Genomic DNA, 19,935 nt, shown 5'->3' with positions numbered 1-19,935 from the left:
TTTCGGGAGAATAGTCATGTCCGGCGCTAAAGAGATAAAATCGAAGATTGGAAGTGTAAAAAATACACAGAAGATCACCAGCGCGATGGAAATGGTTGCAGCTAGCAAAATGCGCAGAGCGCAAGATGCAATGGCTGCCTCTCGTCCATACGCTGAAAATATGCGAAATGTGATCGGTCACATCGCGCTTGGTAATTTAGAGTATCGTCATCCGTATATGGTTGAACGTGAAGCTAAGCGTGTAGGTTATATCGTTGTCTCAACAGACCGTGGTTTGTGTGGTGGTTTAAACATTAACTTGTTTAAACAAGTACTAGCTGATGCTGGTAAACATCAAGCAGCAGGCGCTGAAGTTGAATTTGCCGTAGTGGGTTCTAAAGCTACGTCATTTTTTAACAGTATGGGTGCTAAAGTTGTTTCACAAACTTCTGGATTAGGTGATAACCCTTCACTTACTGATTTAATCGGTAGTGTTAAGGTTATGCTAAACGCCTATGATAATGGTGAGATAGATAGATTGTTCATTGTTTATAACAAGTTTGTTAATACAATGACGCAAAAACCGACAATCGATCAACTTTTACCTTTGCCTAAGTCAGATGATGACAATATTAAGCATCGCTGGGATTACATATACGAACCTGATGCTCAAGCAATACTTGAGCACTTATTAGTTCGTTATACAGAATCTCAAGTATATCAAGGTGTGGTTGAAAACCTCGCATGTGAACAAGCTGCTCGTATGGTTGCAATGAAAGCTGCAACAGATAATGCGGGTGACTTAATTGATGATTTACAATTGGTATATAACAAAGCTCGTCAAGCAGGTATTACTCAAGAATTGGGTGAAATTTGTGCTGGTGCAGCAGCGGTATAAGCAAAGGTTCTTGGTTTATTTTAATAGTAAATAAGAGCACAGATTAGAGGATTAAACATGAGTACAGGTAAAGTCGTCCAAATCATTGGCGCAGTTGTGGATGTAGAATTCCCACAAGATGCTGTACCTCAGGTATATGACGCGTTAAATATAACCGAAGGTGACCTTAGTGGCTTAGTACTAGAAGTACAACAGCAACTTGGTGGTGGTGTAGTTCGTGCTATCGCTATGGGTTCTTCAGATGGTTTGCGTCGTGGTCTGACAGTAGTAAACACAGGTGATAACATCCAAGTTCCAGTAGGAACAAAAACATTGGGTCGCATCATGAACGTATTGGGCGAGCCTATCGATGAAGCCGGCCCAATCGGTGAAGAAGAAAGATGGTCAATTCACCGCGAAGCGCCAGCGTATGCTGAGCAAGCGATGTCTAACGAGCTTCTTGAAACTGGTATCAAAGTAATCGACTTGGTATGTCCATTCGCTAAGGGTGGTAAAGTTGGTTTATTCGGTGGTGCTGGTGTTGGTAAAACCGTAAACATGATGGAACTTATTCGTAACATCGCGATTGAGCATAGCGGCTACTCAGTATTTGCTGGTGTGGGTGAGCGTACTCGTGAAGGTAACGATTTCTATCATGAAATGAACGATTCTAACGTACTTGATAAAGTATCGTTAGTTTACGGCCAAATGAACGAGCCTCCAGGAAACCGTTTACGTGTAGCGTTTACTGGTTTGACTATGGCTGAAAAATTCCGTGACGAAGGTCGTGACGTATTATTTTTCGTAGATAACATCTACCGTTATACACTTGCTGGTACTGAAGTATCTGCATTGTTGGGTCGTATGCCATCAGCCGTTGGTTACCAACCAACACTTGCTGAAGAAATGGGTGTTCTTCAAGAGCGTATTACCTCTACGAAGAAAGGTTCAATCACTTCAATTCAAGCGGTATACGTACCAGCGGATGATTTGACCGATCCATCTCCAGCAACAACTTTTGCTCACTTAGATGCAACAGTTGTACTTTCTCGTGATATCGCATCGCAAGGTATTTACCCTGCAATCGATCCACTTGATTCTACTTCGCGTCAATTAGACCCGTTAGTAGTTGGTGTTGAGCATTATGAAACAGCTCGTGGCGTTCAATCAACGTTACAACGTTACAAAGAACTTAAAGATATCATCGCCATCTTAGGTATGGATGAGTTATCTGAAGAAGATAAGTTAGCGGTGAATCGCGCACGTAAGATTCAACGTTTCTTATCTCAACCGTTCTTTGTTGCTGAAGTATTCACTGGCTCTCCAGGTAAGTACGTATCTCTTAAAGACACTATCAGTGGCTTTAAAGGTTTACTTGCAGGTGAGTTTGATGATTTACCTGAGCAAGCTTTCTACATGGTTGGTTCTATTGAAGAAGCAGCTGAAAAAGCTAAAAACATGTAATGAAGCCTGGTGATTAACATAAGTTAGTCACCAATTAGGAGGTCACATGGCAATACTTTCTGTAAATCTTAATGTAGTAAGTGCTGAGGAAGAGTTATTTTCTGGCAGCATCGAATCATTACAGATCACAGGTAGCGAAGGTGAATTAGGTATTATGCCTGGTCACGCACCTTTGCTGACCTCACTAAAACCTGGTATGGCAAGAATCGTAAAGAAAGGTGGTGATGAAGAGATCATTTATCTTTCTGGCGGTATGCTAGAAGTTCAACCTAACAACGTAACAGTATTAGCGGATATCGCGGTACGTGGCGGTGATTTAGATGAACAAGCAGCACTACAGGCTAAAGAACGCGCTGAGAAACACTTGAATGATCATGGTAACAATGTTGATTATGCAGAAGCCGCAGCTGAACTAGCTCGTGCTGTTGCGCAATTACGTGTTATCCAAGCAACAAGTAAGAAATAGCACTAGCGTTTTACATTCAGTTTTAGTGAATAAAAAAAAGCGACTTTTACTTTGGTAAATAGTCGCTTTTTTATTGTTTTAATTCTACAAATTATGCGGGAGTCTTTACTTTTTTTAACATAGAAAACAGCTCATCTTTTCTATGTAACCGAGCAATTTTCTTCGTTTCCAAATACTCGTCAGATGTTGTTTCAACACCTTCTTCAATACGACGAACTTCGTGATCTAGTTCATGGTACTCTTTGAATAAACGTGCAAAATGAGCATTCTCCATTTTCAATTGGCGGATTTCTTGTTCAAACTCTGGAAATTCGTGGTGTAAATCGTGTTTTTCTATCATTTTTTGTTGCTCCTATTTAGCACAATTAATACAAGTGTTGATATAAGGTAAAACTTTTAAGCGTTCAGGCTTAATAGCTTCACTACATTGGCTACAAATGCCATACTCATCGTTCTCAAAGCGAATAATAGCTTGATTAACCAACTGCAGTTCCAACTTTGCCTCATGATGAATTTCATTTAATACTTCATTATTTTCATTTTCGGTGGTTTGCTCGGCAAAGTCTGAAGAACGTCCTTTTTTAAAGTCTGCTTCAATAGCATCTACACGGCGTTGTAATTCCACTCTCTTTTCTAACAAATTATTCAAAATTTCTTTGTTCATAATGTATTACTCCTTGGCCTAAATTCATTCTATGCCTCTACTGTGATGTCGTTTTGATCTAGCTCAATAACAGGTACGAGTTTTAGTGATTTTTAGTTGTAACCTTTTGGGTTGGTAAAATGCGATAAATCACATTTATTTACGGCTAAATGACTAGGCTTATAGACTACGAGTCGCTAAACTAAAATAAAACGCGCTGAGAAAGAAAATGATTCGCAATAAGTTATTATGGGAAACTAGCAAACAGAAATATGGTTTGGTCAGTAAAGGGTTGCATTGGTTATCCGCATTGGCTGTTTTTACGTTATTTGGTTTAGGCTATTGGATGGTAGATCTAGATTATTACAGTGAGTGGTACCAACGAGCACCGCATTGGCATGAAAGCGCAGGTTTACTGTTATGTATAGTCACACTCTTTAGATTGGTATGGCGCACTATAGCGACTAAGCCAGAGATTATTAGTAGCCATAGTGCACTAGAAAAAAAGTGCTCTGCCATTATGACTTTTGCCTTATATTTTATTTTGCTTACGGTTTTTGCTTCTGGCTATTTGATCACAAGTGCTGACGGAAAGGCTATTGCCGTTTTTGACTGGTTTAATGTTTCGGCATTTATTCTTATTGCAGAAAATCAAGAGGACCTTGCAGGCGCGATACACTATTACATTGCATACACGCTAATATTTATGGCACTAATACATGCATTAGCGGCCTTAAAACACCATTTTATTGATAAAGATAATACGCTTAAACGAATGATTAAGTGAAATTTAAACCCCAAATTTTAATATAAAAATAATTAAAGGAATGAAAATGAAAAAATTATTACTTGCTAGTGCTCTGCTAACTTCAAGCGCGTTAATGCCTGCTTTTGCAGCTGACTATGTTATTGACACCAAGGGTGCTCACGCCTCAATTAACTTTAAAGCAAGTCACATGGGCTTTAGTGTTTTAGCTGGCCGTTTTAATAAATTCTCAGGTAACTTCTCTTACGATAAAGACAACATTACTGCAGCTAAAATATCAGTAACTATTGATACCTCTAGTTTTGACTCAAACCATGCAAAACGTGATAAACATGTACGCTCAGATGATTTTCTTGATGTTAGTAAATACGCTCAAGCAACATTTGTTAGTACCAAGGTTGAAGATAAAGGTAATGGTAAATTAGCAATTAACGGCAACTTTACAATGCACGGCGTCACTAAGCCATTAGTTATCAATGCAGTTAAAGTAGGCGAAGGTAGTGATCCATGGGGTGGCTACAGAGCCGGTTTTAATGGCACTGCAACAATCGCTATGGGTGATTTCGGCTTTAAGAAAGACTTCGGAAAAGTAGACTTAGAGCTTCACATTGAAGGTATTCGCAAATAAGGCAATATCCAATATTGATATAAAGGGCCTTTGGCCCTTTTTTTATGGGTGATTATAAATAAATAAAAAATTTATAAACCTTTTACTAAAAACTCGGTATTAATAACTATAAGAAAAAGTAACTTAACGAAAAATTTGAAATTAGCAAACATTAAACGCGGGAATCTATATCAGAAATGGTTAATGAAAAGGACGTAATGTTGCAAGTACAAGCAGGTCAATTAGATAAGTTAGCGCTGCTGTATGAAAGCAATAAAGTGAAGTTGTTTAATTATTTTCGCAAGAAAGGCAACAACCGAGCACAAAGTGAAGACTTAGTGCAGGAAACCTTTATGAAAATATTAGCTTATCGCAGCAGCTTTAATGGTTCGAGTACCTTTACCAGCTGGATGTACGGCATTGCTAGAAATACTGCCGCTGATCTGTATCGAAAGAATAAAAGTAATGTTATTCACGAAGATATTGAAGATCATGAGGTTGTTGCGGAACATTGTGCAACGGAACAAGCAGTATCAAGTCAGCAGCAAGATATTTTTGATGAATCATTAGCAAGTATTTCAGCTGAACATAGAGAAATTATTATTTTAAGCCGCTTTCAACAATTAAATTATCATGAAATATCGTCGTTACTCGATTGCAACTTAAACACCCTGAAATCAAAAATGCGCAATGCAATTACTAAGTTACATGAACAATATAACAAGTTATCAGGTGAGGTACAGTGATGAATCATCAAACGATCATCGATTGGAAATTATCGAGTATTAATAACGATCTTACGGCAGAGCTAATTCTTACAGATGAAATGCAGCAATATATTGAAGCGAATCCAGAGCTGGTTAAAGAATTAGCATTTATTGATGCTTTTTGGCAGCAAGACAACCAAGAATTGCCTTCTAACGAACTTGATAAACGCTTTTATAAAATGTTGTTACAAGCACAGACGACACAACAAAATATCGAAACTAGCCAAGTAGTTAAGCAGCCTCAGCAAAGTAGTATTTTTACTGGTGTTAAAAATTGGCTAAGCGCTAGCTCTATTAAGCCATTTGCACAGTTCGCAACCTTAGGTTTAGTGTTTTTTTTAGGCTTTAATGCGAATCAGAATAGCAATAGTGTAAGCCAGCAAGAGAAGAATCTAGTAGCTAACAGTGGTATTGAAAATTTACAGCAAGAAGTTTCTTCTTTGAGTGCAATGTTAGCCTTATCGATGTTAGATAAATCTTCTGCTGCGGAGCGTTTAACGGGGGTTGCTTATAGTCAACAAACTGATTTGACCGACCCACTATTAATGAAAACATTGATGTCGACCTTAGAGCATGACCGCTCAACAGCAGTTAAATTGGCGATTATTAATACCTTAAATCACTTGCCTGATATTAGCGAACAAGAAAGCCAAATCTTAGCGCTTGCAGTCAAAGAAAATAATACCTTAGTGAAAGTCGAACTGTGTAGTTTATTGCTCAATGTTGGCTCCCAGGAAACCAAAAACGAATTATTGAAAATACTTAATGAAAGCGAATTGAATCCAGATATGGCCGACTTTTTACAGAGAATTAATGCCATTTCCCACATCTAAATAAATTTATTTTGGAGTATAAAACATGAAAAAATTTAACCTAGCGCTACTTGGTTTAACTCTGTCGACACTAATGCAAAGTGCATATGCCATTGAGAAAACTTACAGCCTACCGTTGTCTAATCCAGGCGAACCGGTTTCTTTAGAAATTGAGGTGCATACTGGGGCAATTTATATCGAAGGCTTTGATGGTGAGTCGATTGAAGTATCAGCAACAATGGAGGAAATAGAAACCAATGAGCTGAATAAAATCGAGCGAATTATTAAGGATGTTAGTGCTGAGTTAAATGATGGCAGAGGCAACAATATTGAGAAAATCGGTGAAATTATTAGTGGCCATAAAAATAAGCACAAGAGAAAACAACGCTCGACTGAAGGACTTAAGTCAGTCAAAAATAATAGTATGCAGTTAGAAATTGAAGAAGAAGATAATGAAATTGAAATATCGAGTGAATACAGCACTCAAAACGTCATTCTGCATATAAAAGTGCCTAAACGTACTCGTTTAGATATTGAATTGTACAAAGGTGGCGATGTTGAAATTAATAATATTTCCGGCGCTATTGAAGCTGAAGCTTTTAAAGGTAACATTATAGCTAGTGGAGTATCTGGTCCTATGGTAGCTGAAACTCACAACACCGATATTGTTGTGTCGTTTGATAAGTTAAATCAGAAAAACCCAACTTCACTAACTAGTCATAGCGGTAATATTGACATCACCATCAATAAAAATACCGCGGCAAAGGTTAATGTGCAAAGCTATAAAGGTGAAATATTATCAGGCTTAGCGACAGAGTTTATCGCCTCAGAAGATGTACAGCGTAAGAACAAAGGCGGTAAACAAAAAATAGTCATTGGCGGCATGATGAGCGCGGAAGTTAATGGCGGTGGTCAAGATATTACCTTAGCGACCTATAACGGGAATGTTTATGTCCGCAGTAAATAGCGTTTTAGCTGTCTAAGATCAAAAAGCAATTAATAAAGGGGGCTAAGGCCCTTTTTTTGCAATAAATACACTAAAAAATATTCATTGAGAATGGCACTATACTGTCTAAGGTAATAATAATATTCACTATCACGATCATTTTAGGAATTTATATGTCAAAGGTTGTGTTGATAACAGGCGCTAGTTCGGGAATTGGCAATAGAACCGCGCTTATCTTGGCTAAGCAGGGCTACACGGTTTATGCCGCCACCAGAACACCAGAAAAAATTTCAGTCAATATTAAAAACCTACATGTTTTAAAACTTGATATCACCAACAGCGGCAGCATTAAACGTGCGGTAGACCATATTAAATTTCAGCATGAAAAAATTGATGTTTTGCTCAACAATGCCGGTTATGCACTAGTGTCTACTGTTGAAGACGTGACTGAAGAAGAAATGTATCAACAATTTAATATTAATGTTTTTAGTATTTTTAGATTATGCAAATTTGTAACGCCGTTAATGAGGCAACAAAATTCTGGTGTGATTATCAATATTAGCTCTTTTCTTGGCAAAGTCGGTTTACCGTTATTCTCGTTCTATAATTCAACTAAGTACGCTGTTGAAGGTATTACAGATTCCCTTCGTTACGAATTAAAAGACTTTAATATTAGAGTGCACTCAATCTTACCAGGCTTTTTTCAGACAAATTTTGCCAAAAACAACTTAGTCACGAATGATTTAACCTTTGACATAAAATCTCCTTATAGCCCACTCGTAAAAAACTTAGTTCCTAATATTGTTGAGCAAATTAATAATGGTGATGACACACTCGAAGCTGCATTATTAGTACAAAGCATGATCGAAAATGAAGATTCTCCAGCGAGAGCAACCGTTGGCGAAAAAGCGCGGCAATTTCTTCCTATGCGTAAAGAGCTAAGTGATGAAGATTTTGAACGTAGAGTACGGGAGTACTACAACCTAAATGGATAGCTTCTTTTTCAACGCTGCAGAGAAGTGCTTTCAAGTATTGGAGCATTTTAAACATAAAGAACAACATGTTATTAGAGTTGATGTCTCGAATGGTCTAGTGTTCTTTGATATCACACTTAAGCTAAATGAAGAAAAAATTACTAGCTTGAAAAATATCGACAGGATGAATTTTATTGTTTCAGTTACTCGTGGAAAATGTCAGATTAATGACAAGTTAACCTCATCAAAAACAAGGTTAAAAGAAAACAATACCTATTTGTTTGCTAGCTCAAGGCAAGACTTTGACATTGTTATTGAGCCGTCTAAAGATACTGAAATATTTATCTTATTTATTGCTGATTTCTTTATTAAGCGCTATTTAAGTCACAACGATGAAGAGCCAATAAATTTCTTATATCAAAAAATACAAGCCGATATTAGTTTAGAGCTAATACATGAAGCCCCAACAGATGCGCTGAGTTTGTATTTAATAGATAAAATTATTCATGCGAAAAATAGTGATAAAATGAACAGTATTATCAGCGAGCATCGTGCTATTGAGTATTTAATTCATCGCTTCTCATTGCTAGATATTCTCAATGAAGATGAGCATTCCATTGAACAACTCATTATTGCCTCCAAAGCGAAGAACATTATTTTAAAGAGTTATAAAACTCCCCCATCGATAAAAGAGCTTGCTCGGCTATGTGGTACAAACGACTTTAAATTAAAGCGCTATTTTAAACAGGTTCATAAAACAACAGTCTATGGTTATATGCAAAAGTTGCGTTTAGAAAAAGCCAATCTATTGCTCAAAGAGCACTTAATGAGTGTTCAGGCGGTTGCCAATGAAGTTGGTTATAAACACCAAGGGCATTTTAGCGCTATTTTTTTTAAAACCTACGGCGTTTATCCAAAAGATTTAAAAAACTCCTTTTAGTGACAGATTAAAATCCCGTTAGTGATAAAAGCCTATTAAAAGTTCTTATTCTGCACCGTAAAATACCCTCAGTGAAATAACTTTGAGGTAAATATCATGAATAAGGTCGTATTAATTACTGGTGCAAGTTCAGGAATGGGCAAAATTACCGCAGGTTTTCTAAATGATAATGGCTATACCGTTTATGCTGGCACAAGAAGTAAAACATTAGCAGCGCCTAGTATTAAAGGCGTAAATAACATCTATCTTGATGTTACCGACAGCGAGAGTATGAATGCTGCCGTTGAGCACATTATTGCTCAAGAAGGTAAAATTGATGTACTAGTCAACAATGCTGGTTTTGGTTTAATTGCAACAGCAGAAGATGCAACTGATGAAGAAATTTTTCAGCAGTTTGATGTTAATGTTTTCGGTTTAATGAAAATGACTCGTAGTGTTTTACCTTACATGCGTGCCGCAAAATCAGGTGTCATTATTAACATTAGCTCTTTCCTTGGCAAAATGGGCTTACCGTTGCTTTCTCACTATAATGCCAGTAAGTACGCCGTAGAAGGTTTTGTTGATTCTATTCGCTTTGAAATGGCGCCGTATGATGTTCGTGTTCATTCTATTCAGTCAGGCTTTTTTGGTACTAATTTTGCTAAAAATGGCTTAATGGTTAACGCTGCAACAACGCAAGAAGATTCTCCTTATAGTGCATTAGTTGCTCACTTTGTACCTGTTGTTGCTAAAGCTATTAATGAAGGTCCAAGCCCACAACCGATTGCTGATGCGGTAAAAGCCATTATTGAAGATGAAAAGTCAAAAATTGCCATTCCTGTTGGTGTTGAAGCAACAAGCTTTATGCCAATGAGAAAAGAACTCAGTGATGAAAGCTTTGAAGTGAAAGTGAAAGAGACTTTTGGTCTTTAAGTTATCGCAGCAATGATGATTTAGACGCATAAAACCCGTTAATTGCCGATCACCAAAAAAGCCAGTATTTTTACATACTGGCTTTTTACATATTACTTGCTGCTAATTAATTTTAAACGAAATAACTACTTAGCTTTGCTGAAGGTAAACTCTTTAGGTGGTGTAACAGCCATTAAATGCTGAACAAAGTAATCCCAACGTTTACGCATCATGTAAGCTTCACGTGCGAAGCCATGACCACGATTAGGTAGCATCAGCATGTCAAAGTCTTTATTCGCCTCAATTAACGCTTCTACCACTACTAAAGTGTTGTATGGCGGTACGTTAGTATCAGTTGTTCCGTGTGCGATTAATAACTTACCTTTTAAGTTATCGACAATTAACTGATTCGCTTGGCTATCATAATTTGTAGTGCCATCTTCATTTTTCACTAATACACCGTGGTATTTTTCACCCCACTCATCAGCATAGTTTCTGTTGTCGTGATTACCGGCTTGAGAAACAGCTACAGAGTAAAAGTCAGGATACGTTAACAAGGCACGCGTTGAGGCAAAGCCACCACCTGAATGTCCCCAAATTCCGACTTTTGAACTATCAATCCAACTGTGTTGCTTAGCTAATTGTTTAATTGCTGCAACTTGGTCAGGAATACCGCTGTCGCCCATATTTTGATAATAAAACTCATGGAAACTTTTTGAACGGCCTGGTGTGCCTAGCGCATCAATTTCAATAACAATAAAACCCAATTCTGCAATGGCTTGGTTGTCACCACGAGCGGTTCTAAAATGACGGCCACGAATACTACCCACCTGTGGACCTGGGTATAAGTAGTTAACTACAGGGTATGACTTGCTGGCGTCAAAATCGCTAGGCTTATACATTAAGCCATGAATGTCGTGTTCACCGTTACGATCTTTCACGATAAATGGCGTAGGAGCCTGCCAGCCTGTTGCTGTAAGTTTGCTAATGTCCATTTGTTCTACAACAAAACCAGACTTGCTACTGGTACTGCGAATAAAGCTAGATTCAGCTTGGTTTGGTGTTGATACGCGGTCTAAAAAGTATTCAGCATCTTTACTTAACGTAATGCGGTGATGTTTTTTCTCTGGTGTTAGCAGAGTTAAGTTCGAACTATCTTTATTAATGCTATAAAGATAGTGGAAGTATGGATCACCACCCTCTTTGCCGGCGCCAGTGAATATAAGCTTGCCAGTATCTTGGTTAATATCGAGTAACTCTAAAACCGTCCAATCACCTTGAGTAATTTGGTTTTTAATTTTTCCTGTCGTCGCATCAACTAGGTATAAATGCCCCCAATCAGAACGCTGTGAAAACCAAATGATTTCGTTACTTTTATCAAGATATTTCCAACTAATACCACTTACACCTGATTCGAAAAAGCTTTCTTCAACTTCGCTTAAAATAGTGCGTACTTTACCGGTAGTGGCATCCGCCATTTTTAATGTCGCGGTTTTGTGATCACGTGTTGATGAAACAAAGGCAAAGTGACTGCTATCAGCTGACCAATCAACATCAAGTAAGCTACCATCGCGGCCAGCAACGTGATCGGTAATGGTTGAACGGTGATCATCAGCAGGCATAGTTAATGGTGTAACTTTCGCTTGCTCAACATCAATAACGACACGGTGAATTTTGAAGATGTTTTCATCGCCCGGTAATGGGTATTTCCAAACATCAATTTTAGGGTGACCTACTGCGGTGGATACTATACCCATTTCGCCAACGTTACGGCCATCATGTTTAAACGTAGTTAACTTTTTAGAGTCTGGAGACCATTTTACCACTGGTTTTTTACCACGCACCCAGCCAGCATTATTCGTCGCATAACCAAAGTTTTCAATGCCGTCAGTGGTTAACTGTTTTTCGCTATTATCATTAATATTACGTAGCCATAAATTATTTTCACGGATAAAAACAGCTTGATCGCCATTAGGTGCAACTAACTCGTTTTTCTTCGCGACGTTTTTCGTTAATTTACACAGGTAACTTTCAATATTACATTGATAAGCCTTACCTTTAACTTTCAACGAAATTTTATTTTTACTAACAATTTCAAAGCTTTTGAATGGCAGTTTTTCTTGGTTAACTTCTTTTTCGGTAATGCGAGCTAGCGCTGTAGCAAGTTTTTGATGATCGAACGCCAATTTCTTTTGCTTGGTTTTAGCATCTAAAATGAAGAACTGTTCACCTTGTTCTGTGTGGCTACGATATAGCAACTGATCGCTGTTGCTCCAACTTGGATAATCAACGTTGCCAGTAATGAGCTTATCTGTGAATTTAACTAGTTTCTGCTCAGCTTTTTCATACTTTTCAACATTAAGTGTTTGTGCATTAGCACTAAAAGCTATGTTGACTAAACAAACCAAAACAACAGTTAACGATAAATATTTTACTTTAGAAGCCATGAATAACCTTTCTTTAGCCATGATGAAAATTCGATTGTCAGCATTCTAACACTTCTACCATATTCACGGCTGTATTTATCGACAAGTTGATAAGCCACCATGATGACTAACGGCAACATGCTTGTTAATAAGCTGATTTATAACTTTTATAGACTAAAGTCTAGACAGTTTTTTATTCAATGTAGACTTAGGTCTAATTTTAAAATTGGCGCTTACTCTCTAGTGTTAACAGCATAATAAAAAGTTTTGCATTTTTTTTGAACAATTGAATTTAATAGAGAGAGTGATGAGCGATTTACCAAACCCTGAATCTAGCCGTAATGGGCAGTTAGCACAATTATCTTGGTTGCAGTCATGTACTGGTGAGTGGGTCTATTTTCTTGAGAACAACACTAATGAAAGTAATGCATTAGATAAAATAGTGCAAGACTACATTTGGTTAGTATGCCAAGAAAAAACAACTCATAAAGTTGGTGGTTATCGTATTGAAAATCATGTTATCGAAACACTTATTGAACAAATAGCTGCTGTTAAGCAAGTTGTTGTTTTTGGAGTGCCTCATGAGCATAAAGGTAATGGTATATATGTTTATGCCCAACTCAATGGTGCTGCGATAGACTTATCAGTTTTGTCGCGAGCGATAAGTGCAAAGCTAGTCGGTTGTTTGGGCGATTTTTCTGAGCCAGAAGTGATTAAATTTGTTGATGAATTACCGGGTATTAGTAATAAGAAACTTTGTCGACAAATATTAAAGTCTCAAGCAATGAATATTCATTGTGCAGCGTAGTAAGTTTAAAAGAGTGATTTTCAGCAATAACAATAATAAGCGAAAATGTTAATACAATAATTAAAACGATAAAACACCGTCAGAGTATTGAAGTTGTTGCTCTTAGGTAAAACAAATGGGGAAAGTAAAATGTTGAATAAGAAAAAGCTTTTATTAGCATCAGGTCTTCTAGCTATTGCTGGCAGTGCAAATGCAGGTTATGAAATTAAATTGAGCGATAAAGATACCATTACCTTTGGTGGTTACATTAAACTCGATACACGTTACGTCGATGGCAACATTAATAGTATTACCAAAGATTATTGGGTCGGTGCCGGTAATGTTGGTGATATTTCTCAATTCAGTTTTCGTGCCACTGAATCACGTTTTAATACTAAATATGTTCATGGTGATATCACTGGCTTTATTGAAATGGATTTTCATGGTGGCGGTGGTAATGAAATAGTTTCAAACTCTTCAAACCCAAGACTGCGCCATGCTTTTATTAAATATAAAAACATTCTCGTTGGCCAAACTTGGTCAACCTTTGTTAATACTAGCGCTTTAGCTGAAGCTGCAGATTTTGCTGGCGCGCTTAATGCTGCAGCATTTATCCGACAAGGTCAAATTCGCTATACTCATGGTAATTTTCAGGTTGCAGTAGAAAACCCAGAGTCTGACAAAGGTGATCCGAGCCAAGACTCTGTACCTGATATAATTGCTAAATATACCTTTAAAGGTGACTGGGGTAATGTTTCTGTTGCAGGCTTAGCCCGTCAATTAAATACCGTTGGTGGCAACTCTGAGTCAGCATTTGGATATGGTATTGCTGGTAAAATTAAAACTTTTGGCAAAGATGACTTCCGCTTCCAGCTCCATGGTGGTGAAACAGGTCGTTACGTTGGTGTTGTTGCTGCACGTGACTTAGTTGGTGAAGAAGTTGAAGAAACCACTTCATACTCTGTTGCTTACCGCCACTTCTGGACTGATGATATTCGCAGCACGGCATTTTATGGTAAGACAACTACTGAAGTTGCTGATGCTGATAGGAGGCATTGGGGAGTGAATGTTTTTAAAAATTATACTAAAGAACTTTCATTTGGTTTTGAGGTGGGTAACTTCGAATCAGCTGATCAAAATGCTGATTCTGACTATGTGCAATTTTCTGCTAAGTATGTGCTTTAGTCAGTAGTCATGTGCTCATACTATTAATTTATTATGAGTGCTAACGTTTGCGTTAGTTAACCTCCCAACCGAGGTTGTTTTGGGGAAGCAAAGCTTCCCCTTTTTTATATTCGGACCGTTCATAACCCTTCACGACATTAATAAATCCCGTCATGCCAATATTATGGAACGACGATATTCGGTATTCTTTCAGATATTATGATTTTTTAATCACAGTAATTAACCTGTAACAAGCGCAGCAGCGAAACCGATAAAAATGCCACCGGTTGTTTTACCTACCCAACGTTGACCAATAGCAGATAAAAAGTATTGGCGAAATCGAAAGGCAACAACAACGTAAACAGATGTAAAAACAAAAGCATTACATAAACTTGTACCAGCAAGTAGTAAAAATTGCGGCAATATTGGCTGTGCTGGCTGTATGAACTGAGGGAAAAGTGCTGAGAAAAATACTAATGCTTTTGGGTTGCTCAACCCTAATAAAAAGCTTTGCTTAAATAGAGCTCGTTTAGCTGGCGTTTGCGTGTTTTTATCTGCGAATGCCCACTTGCCTTTGCTACGCCAAATCGCAATACCGATATAGACTAAATAGCCCGCGCCAGCATATTTTATTAGGGTAAATGCGAGATCTGATGCCATTAAAATAATGCCTAAGCCAGATGCTGAAATCAGCGCTAAAATCATTACCGCACTAACGTGGCCCAAAACGCCTGCTAATGCTTTTTTACGACCAAAGTTTATGCCATTACTTGCTGCCAATATGACTGATGGACCGATACTGATTGAAGCAAGAAGTGAAATACTAAAATAAAGCGAGTAACTACTGAGTTCCATGGAATTCCGAACGAGAATAAACTAAGGTGTTTTAAAGGCGGCTATGGTAGCGAGCGAGCCTAAAAGTGCAAGCTTTAGATAGCATGGTTTGCCACTTTTTTGATAAGTATCATTAATCACCATTAAAAAAGCCGCTAACTAGCGGCTTTTAATTAATCTAGACAAATTTTATCTTAATCGATTATTTTTTTAACTTGGCAAAAGCGTCTGCAAAGGCATTACCCATTGCGGCATTATTTTCTACTTTAGGTTTTTGTGTTCTTGCTTGATTTTTATGTTGGTGCTTATTTTTGTTGTCGTTATGCGACGCTTTAGTTGGTTTTGCTGCCGGCTGGCTTTTAGCTTGCGGCGCAGCTTCATCTAAACGCATGGTTAGGCTAATGCGTTTACGCAGTGGGTCAACTTCAGTCACTTTTACTTTAACGACCTCACCCGCTTTAACTACTTCATGTGGATCACTAACAAATTTATTGGTCAGTGATGAAATATGCACTAAGCCGTCTTGATGAACACCGACATCAACAAAAGCACCGAAATTAGCAACATTAGAAATAACGCCCTCTAAAATCATACCTACTTTTAAGTCAGCGATTGTATTTACACCTTCTTGAAAGGTCGCTGTTTTAAATTCAGGACGAGGATCACGACCAGGCTTTTCCAGTTCACTAACAATATCTTCAATGGTGATGACACCAAACTTATCGTTAGTTAATGCTGCAATATTAATTTTCTCAAGTGCAGCTTTGTTGCCAATGAGCTCAGTAATGCTGTTTTCACTCTGTTTTAAAATTTGCTCTACTACTGGGTAAGTTTCTGGATGAACACCAGAACAATCGATAGGATTATTACCGTTAGTAATACGTAGAAAGCCTGCGGCTTGTTCAAATGCTTTTGGTCCTAAGCGTGCCACTTTCTTTAATTCGTTACGGTTGTTAAAGCGACCATTTTCATTACGAAAGTTAACCACGTTGTTAGCCATGGTTTTATTTAAACCTGATACTCTTGATAATAAAGGTGCAGAAGCACTATTTAAATCAACGCCAACTTTGTTTACACAATCTTCAATAACATCATCTAAAGTTTGGCTCAATTGGCTTTGGCTAACATCATGCTGATATTGCCCAACACCAATGGCTTTAGGGTCAATTTTTACCAGCTCTGCTAATGGATCTTGCAAGCGTCGAGCAATAGACACCGCACCACGAATGGAAACATCAAGATTAGGAAATTCATTTGCTGCTAACTCTGACGCTGAATATACTGAAGCGCCAGCTTCACTTACCATTACCTTGGTTAGCTTGCTGTTTTCAATGCTAGTGATAACTTCGGCAACCAATTTATCGCTCTCACGAGAGCCCGTACCATTCCCTATCGCAATAAGCTCTACTTTATGTTGTTGGCATAAATTCACCAAAGTACGAACTGATTTATCCCAATGGTTTTGTGGTGCGTGTGGAAATATAGTCGCGGTTTGTAATAATTTTCCTGTCGCATCAACAATGGCGAGCTTACAACCGGTTCGCATGCCAGGATCTAAACCTAATGTGACTTTTGGTCCTGCAGGTGCAGCCATGAGTAAATCATTCAAATTACGAGAAAATACTTTTATTGCTTCCACTTCCGCTTGTTCGCGTAAAGTACCCAGTAATTCTGTTTCTAAACTTTGGCTGAGTTTTAACTTCCAAGTAGAGCTTACTACTTTAGTTAAAAAGGCCGCTGCGGCCTGTCCGGTTAAGCGCAAATTGAAATGTTCAGTAATTAATTGTTGAGCACTAGAAAAAGCACCTTCTTGCCCTGGGTCAACATCAATGCGTAATGTTAGTAAGCTATCATTGCGACCACGCAGCATTGCTAACATACGATGTGAAGGCACATTTCTTAATAATTCAGAATGCTCGAAATAGTCTCTATATTTTGCAGCTTCACCCGCTTTACCTTTAACCAACTTACTACACAAATGCGCTTGCTTAAGTAAATGACGACGTAACTTTTGTATTAAATTCGCGTCTTCGGCAAAACGTTCAACTAGAATGAAATGTGCGCCTTCTAGTACTGACTTTTCGTCAATGAAGCCATGCTCTTTATTGATAAACGCTTTCGCTTCATTTTCTGGGTTTAACTGCCAATTATTATAAATTTTATTAGCTAATGGCTCTAAGCCCGCAGTAATCGCTATTTGACCTTTGGTTTTTCGCTTCGGTTTAAACGGTAAATATAAATCTTCAAGGCGAGTTTTATTGTCAGCATTGTTTAGCTCGCTAGCTAAAGCGGGTGTTAATTTACCTTGCTGCTCAATATTGGCAATTATTACTTTTCTACGTGCTGCTAGATCTCTTAAATAAACCAAACGCTGAGCTAAGTGGCGCAAATGGTTATCGTCAAGTCCTTGAGTTACTTCCTTTCTATAACGAGCAATAAAAGGTACGGTCGCCCCTTCATCTAACAAATTTATCGCAGTATTTATTTGGCTAGTTTTTACATCAAGTTCTTTGGCAATTTGCTCAGCAATTGGCATCATTTATCTGGGATCCTAGTGAGATAACAAGTGAAGATGTTTGATTTGTTTATATAGATCGCATTATATACCCGTACTACTTCAAAATACACCTTCAGCAAGTAGAGAAAGGGTTAGCACTAAGACATTGATTGAAGAGAATAGTTATTCTATTGTCAAAATCAATAACGCCGGAGATGACCCTTTATCGGCTTGCCCGTAGGGGACTAAGCTAAAAAAACAGTTCAGCGTTGCAATACTTGATAAGGGAATAACCATTATCCTCATATGGCGCCTTGCCCTGATTTCTTAGCTTAGTTCTGAAAGCGCATTTTGAAGCGGCACGGGTATACACCCAAACACTGTCGATATACGATATCCACGCGCTTGTTCTTTTGATGAAAAGTATAGAGTGAAATTTAAACACTATGCTAATAGAATTTTAATAGTGCGATATATAAAATAACGCTACAATGTTGTGGTTCATCACCTTAATTAATAAAAATAATCGGATAAATTATGGCTCTCTCTGTTGTTGTTCTCGCTGCGGGTAAAGGTACTCGCATGCGTTCTTCATTACCAAAAGTACTACACCCTGTTGCAGAAAAACCTATGGTTGCGCATGTTATTGATGCCGCACGCCAGGTCGAAGCGGCAAACACTTATGTGGTTTATGGTTTTGGCGGCGATGTTTTAAAAAGTAAAATTACTGGTGACGATTTAACTTTTGTTGAGCAAAAAGAACAGCTAGGTACTGGCCATGCGGTTGATATGGCATCACCATTTTTAACCAATGATGAAGATGTATTGGTACTTTATGGTGATGTACCATTAACTAAAGTGAGTACATTGCAGCGTTTAATTGCCGCAAAACCTGACAATGGTATGGCATTGTTAACCGTGCATTTAGCTAATCCTACAGGCTATGGCCGTATTATTCGCGATGAGTCTGGCAAAGTTACTGGCATCATTGAACAAAAAGATGCTAACGCAGAGCAATTATTAGTTAATGAAGCCAATACTGGCATATTGTTAGCAAATGGTGGTGATTTGAAACGTTGGTTGTCAAATCTATCAAGTGACAACGCTCAAGGTGAATATTACCTTACGGATATTATTGCTGCCTGTCATCGAGAAGGTAAACTAATTACCACGGCTCATCCTGATAGTGAAATTGAAGTTGAAGGGGCTAATAACAGAGTGCAACTTGCTGGTTTAGAACGTGCATATCAATTAAGAAAAGCTGAAGAGTTGATGATTGCAGGCGCAAGCTTACGTGATCCAAACCGTATTGATATTCGCGGTAACGTTACTGTTGGCCAAGAAGTAGTAATTGATGTTAACTGTATTTTTGAAGGTAATGTTGAGATTGCTGACAATGTAGTTATCGGGGCGAATTGTATTTTGAAAAACTGTCGTATCGGTGATAATGCTGAAGTTAAGCCTAATAGTATAGTTGAAGATGCCATTATTGGTGAGTTAGCGTCTGTAGGGCCATTTGCCCGCATTCGTCCCGGTTCAGAATTAAAACGTGATGCCCATGTCGGGAATTTCGTTGAAATGAAAAAATCTACTTTGGGTGAAGGTGCAAAAGCGGGTCATTTGTCTTACCTAGGCGATGCTGAAATTGGCGCTAAGGCAAATATTGGTGCGGGTACTATTACTTGTAATTATGATGGTGTGAATAAATCTAAAACCATTATTGGTGCTGGCGCATTTATTGGATCAAATGCTTCATTAGTTGCACCTGTAACGATTGGTGACATGGCGACAACAGCAGCGGGCTCAGTTATCGTAAAAGACGTTGCAGACAGCGAATTAAGTGTTGCTCGTAGTAAGCAACGTAATATTGCTGATTGGAGCCGCCCTAGTAAGAAATAAGAGCAATAGGGCTGATCGCTAAGCTATGAAAATGCATTAGCTATTCGCTAGTGCATTTTTATTTCTAGTGCCAAGTTATAATAATAGTTATTACTCAATTTAATGCCTCGCCCTCTAATCAATTCTTCTATCCAAAACAAGATCACAAACTCACTCATATTTAGCTTGTCTTAATTACAATGGCTTTCGATAATCA

The 19,935-nt window shown here is 38.1% G+C and carries 19 protein-coding genes; 14 read left to right on the top strand and 5 right to left on the bottom strand.

The window, feature by feature from the left end; genetic code table 11:
- Positions 1–16 precede the first annotated feature (16 nt).
- The 3 genes from atpG to B7C41_RS17460 are packed head-to-tail and all read left to right on the top strand — an operon-like array spanning position 17 to position 2,786.
- Entirely contained in the window at positions 17–877 is an 861-nt protein-coding gene (gene atpG / locus B7C41_RS17470; protein WP_085300234.1) for a F0F1 ATP synthase subunit gamma, read from the top strand.
- Positions 878–934: 57 nt separating this feature from the next.
- On the top strand, positions 935–2,320 hold the full coding sequence (atpD, locus tag B7C41_RS17465; RefSeq protein ID WP_085300233.1) for a F0F1 ATP synthase subunit beta: 1,386 nt from the start codon (positions 935–937) through the stop codon (positions 2,318–2,320).
- A 46-nt stretch (positions 2,321–2,366) separates the two neighbouring features.
- On the top strand, positions 2,367–2,786 hold the full coding sequence (locus B7C41_RS17460) for a F0F1 ATP synthase subunit epsilon (RefSeq protein ID WP_085300232.1): 420 nt from the start codon (positions 2,367–2,369) through the stop codon (positions 2,784–2,786).
- A gap of 91 nt (positions 2,787–2,877) precedes the next feature.
- Here the strand turns inward: B7C41_RS17460 and B7C41_RS17455 are convergent, their stop codons facing one another.
- Both B7C41_RS17455 and B7C41_RS17450 read right to left on the bottom strand, forming a co-directional pair.
- Positions 2,878–3,126: a YdcH family protein gene (locus B7C41_RS17455; protein ID WP_085300231.1), complete on the bottom strand. Its 249-nt coding sequence runs from the start codon at positions 3,124–3,126 to the stop codon at positions 2,878–2,880.
- Between the two features lie 12 nt (positions 3,127–3,138).
- Complete coding sequence (locus B7C41_RS17450) at positions 3,139–3,450, bottom strand: TraR/DksA family transcriptional regulator (RefSeq protein ID WP_085300230.1); 312 nt, start codon at positions 3,448–3,450, stop codon at positions 3,139–3,141.
- 208 nt (positions 3,451–3,658) lie between these two features.
- Here B7C41_RS17450 and B7C41_RS17445 point away from each other — a divergent pair, with 208 nt between their 5' ends.
- The 8 genes from B7C41_RS17445 to B7C41_RS17410 all read left to right on the top strand — a co-directional run bounded on the left by B7C41_RS17445 (position 3,659) and on the right by B7C41_RS17410 (position 10,153).
- Complete coding sequence (locus B7C41_RS17445) at positions 3,659–4,216, top strand: cytochrome b (RefSeq protein ID WP_085300229.1); 558 nt, start codon at positions 3,659–3,661, stop codon at positions 4,214–4,216.
- Positions 4,217–4,262: 46 nt separating this feature from the next.
- Positions 4,263–4,823 (top strand): YceI family protein, encoded by a 561-nt coding sequence (locus tag B7C41_RS17440; RefSeq protein ID WP_085300228.1) that lies wholly within the window; start codon positions 4,263–4,265, stop codon positions 4,821–4,823.
- 176 nt (positions 4,824–4,999) lie between these two features.
- On the top strand, positions 5,000–5,548 hold the full coding sequence (locus B7C41_RS17435; RefSeq protein WP_085300227.1) for an RNA polymerase sigma factor: 549 nt from the start codon (positions 5,000–5,002) through the stop codon (positions 5,546–5,548).
- Entirely contained in the window at positions 5,548–6,402 is an 855-nt protein-coding gene (locus B7C41_RS17430) for a hypothetical protein (protein ID WP_085300226.1), read from the top strand. The genes B7C41_RS17435 and B7C41_RS17430 overlap by 1 nt, the downstream gene beginning before the upstream one ends.
- Positions 6,403–6,427: 25 nt before the next feature.
- Positions 6,428–7,348, top strand: a complete 921-nt coding sequence (locus tag B7C41_RS17425; RefSeq protein ID WP_085300225.1) for a DUF4097 family beta strand repeat-containing protein — start codon at positions 6,428–6,430, stop codon at positions 7,346–7,348.
- Positions 7,349–7,500: 152 nt separating this feature from the next.
- On the top strand, positions 7,501–8,322 hold the full coding sequence (locus B7C41_RS17420; protein WP_085300224.1) for an SDR family oxidoreductase: 822 nt from the start codon (positions 7,501–7,503) through the stop codon (positions 8,320–8,322).
- A complete protein-coding gene (locus B7C41_RS17415; protein WP_085300223.1) occupies positions 8,315–9,241 on the top strand; it encodes a helix-turn-helix domain-containing protein in 927 nt (308 codons plus the stop codon). The genes B7C41_RS17420 and B7C41_RS17415 overlap by 8 nt, the downstream gene beginning before the upstream one ends.
- Positions 9,242–9,337: 96 nt before the next feature.
- A complete protein-coding gene (locus B7C41_RS17410) occupies positions 9,338–10,153 on the top strand; it encodes an SDR family oxidoreductase (RefSeq protein ID WP_085300222.1) in 816 nt (271 codons plus the stop codon).
- A 125-nt stretch (positions 10,154–10,278) separates the two neighbouring features.
- Here B7C41_RS17410 and B7C41_RS17405 read toward each other — a convergent pair whose 3' ends face one another.
- On the bottom strand, positions 10,279–12,579 hold the full coding sequence (locus B7C41_RS17405; protein WP_085300221.1) for a S9 family peptidase: 2,301 nt from the start codon (positions 12,577–12,579) through the stop codon (positions 10,279–10,281).
- Positions 12,580–12,865: 286 nt separating this feature from the next.
- Here B7C41_RS17405 and B7C41_RS17400 point away from each other — a divergent pair, with 286 nt between their 5' ends.
- Both B7C41_RS17400 and B7C41_RS17395 read left to right on the top strand, forming a co-directional pair.
- Positions 12,866–13,366 carry an AMP-binding enzyme gene (locus B7C41_RS17400; protein ID WP_085300220.1) on the top strand — a complete coding sequence of 167 codons (501 nt, stop codon included), beginning with the start codon at positions 12,866–12,868 and terminating at the stop codon, positions 13,364–13,366.
- Between the two features lie 129 nt (positions 13,367–13,495).
- Complete coding sequence (locus B7C41_RS17395) at positions 13,496–14,530, top strand: DcaP family trimeric outer membrane transporter (RefSeq protein ID WP_085300219.1); 1,035 nt, start codon at positions 13,496–13,498, stop codon at positions 14,528–14,530.
- 219 nt (positions 14,531–14,749) lie between these two features.
- Here the strand turns inward: B7C41_RS17395 and B7C41_RS17390 are convergent, their stop codons facing one another.
- Both B7C41_RS17390 and B7C41_RS17385 read right to left on the bottom strand, forming a co-directional pair.
- Positions 14,750–15,364, bottom strand: coding sequence for a LysE family translocator (locus B7C41_RS17390; RefSeq protein WP_085300218.1), 615 nt, complete (start codon positions 15,362–15,364; stop codon positions 14,750–14,752).
- Between the two features lie 181 nt (positions 15,365–15,545).
- Positions 15,546–17,882 carry a Tex family protein gene (locus B7C41_RS17385; RefSeq protein ID WP_085300217.1) on the bottom strand — a complete coding sequence of 779 codons (2,337 nt, stop codon included), beginning with the start codon at positions 17,880–17,882 and terminating at the stop codon, positions 15,546–15,548.
- 495 nt (positions 17,883–18,377) lie between these two features.
- Here B7C41_RS17385 and glmU point away from each other — a divergent pair, with 495 nt between their 5' ends.
- A complete protein-coding gene (gene glmU / locus B7C41_RS17380; RefSeq protein WP_085300216.1) occupies positions 18,378–19,739 on the top strand; it encodes a bifunctional UDP-N-acetylglucosamine diphosphorylase/glucosamine-1-phosphate N-acetyltransferase GlmU in 1,362 nt (453 codons plus the stop codon).
- The last annotated feature ends 196 nt before the right edge of the window (positions 19,740–19,935 follow it).

The sequence above is a fragment of the Cognaticolwellia mytili genome (assembly GCF_002104475.1).
GTDB classification, from domain to species: Bacteria; Pseudomonadota; Gammaproteobacteria; order Enterobacterales; family Alteromonadaceae; genus Cognaticolwellia; species Cognaticolwellia mytili.
The sequence above is the reverse complement of the archived record's forward strand: the minus strand, read 5'-3'. Positions and strand labels throughout refer to the sequence as shown.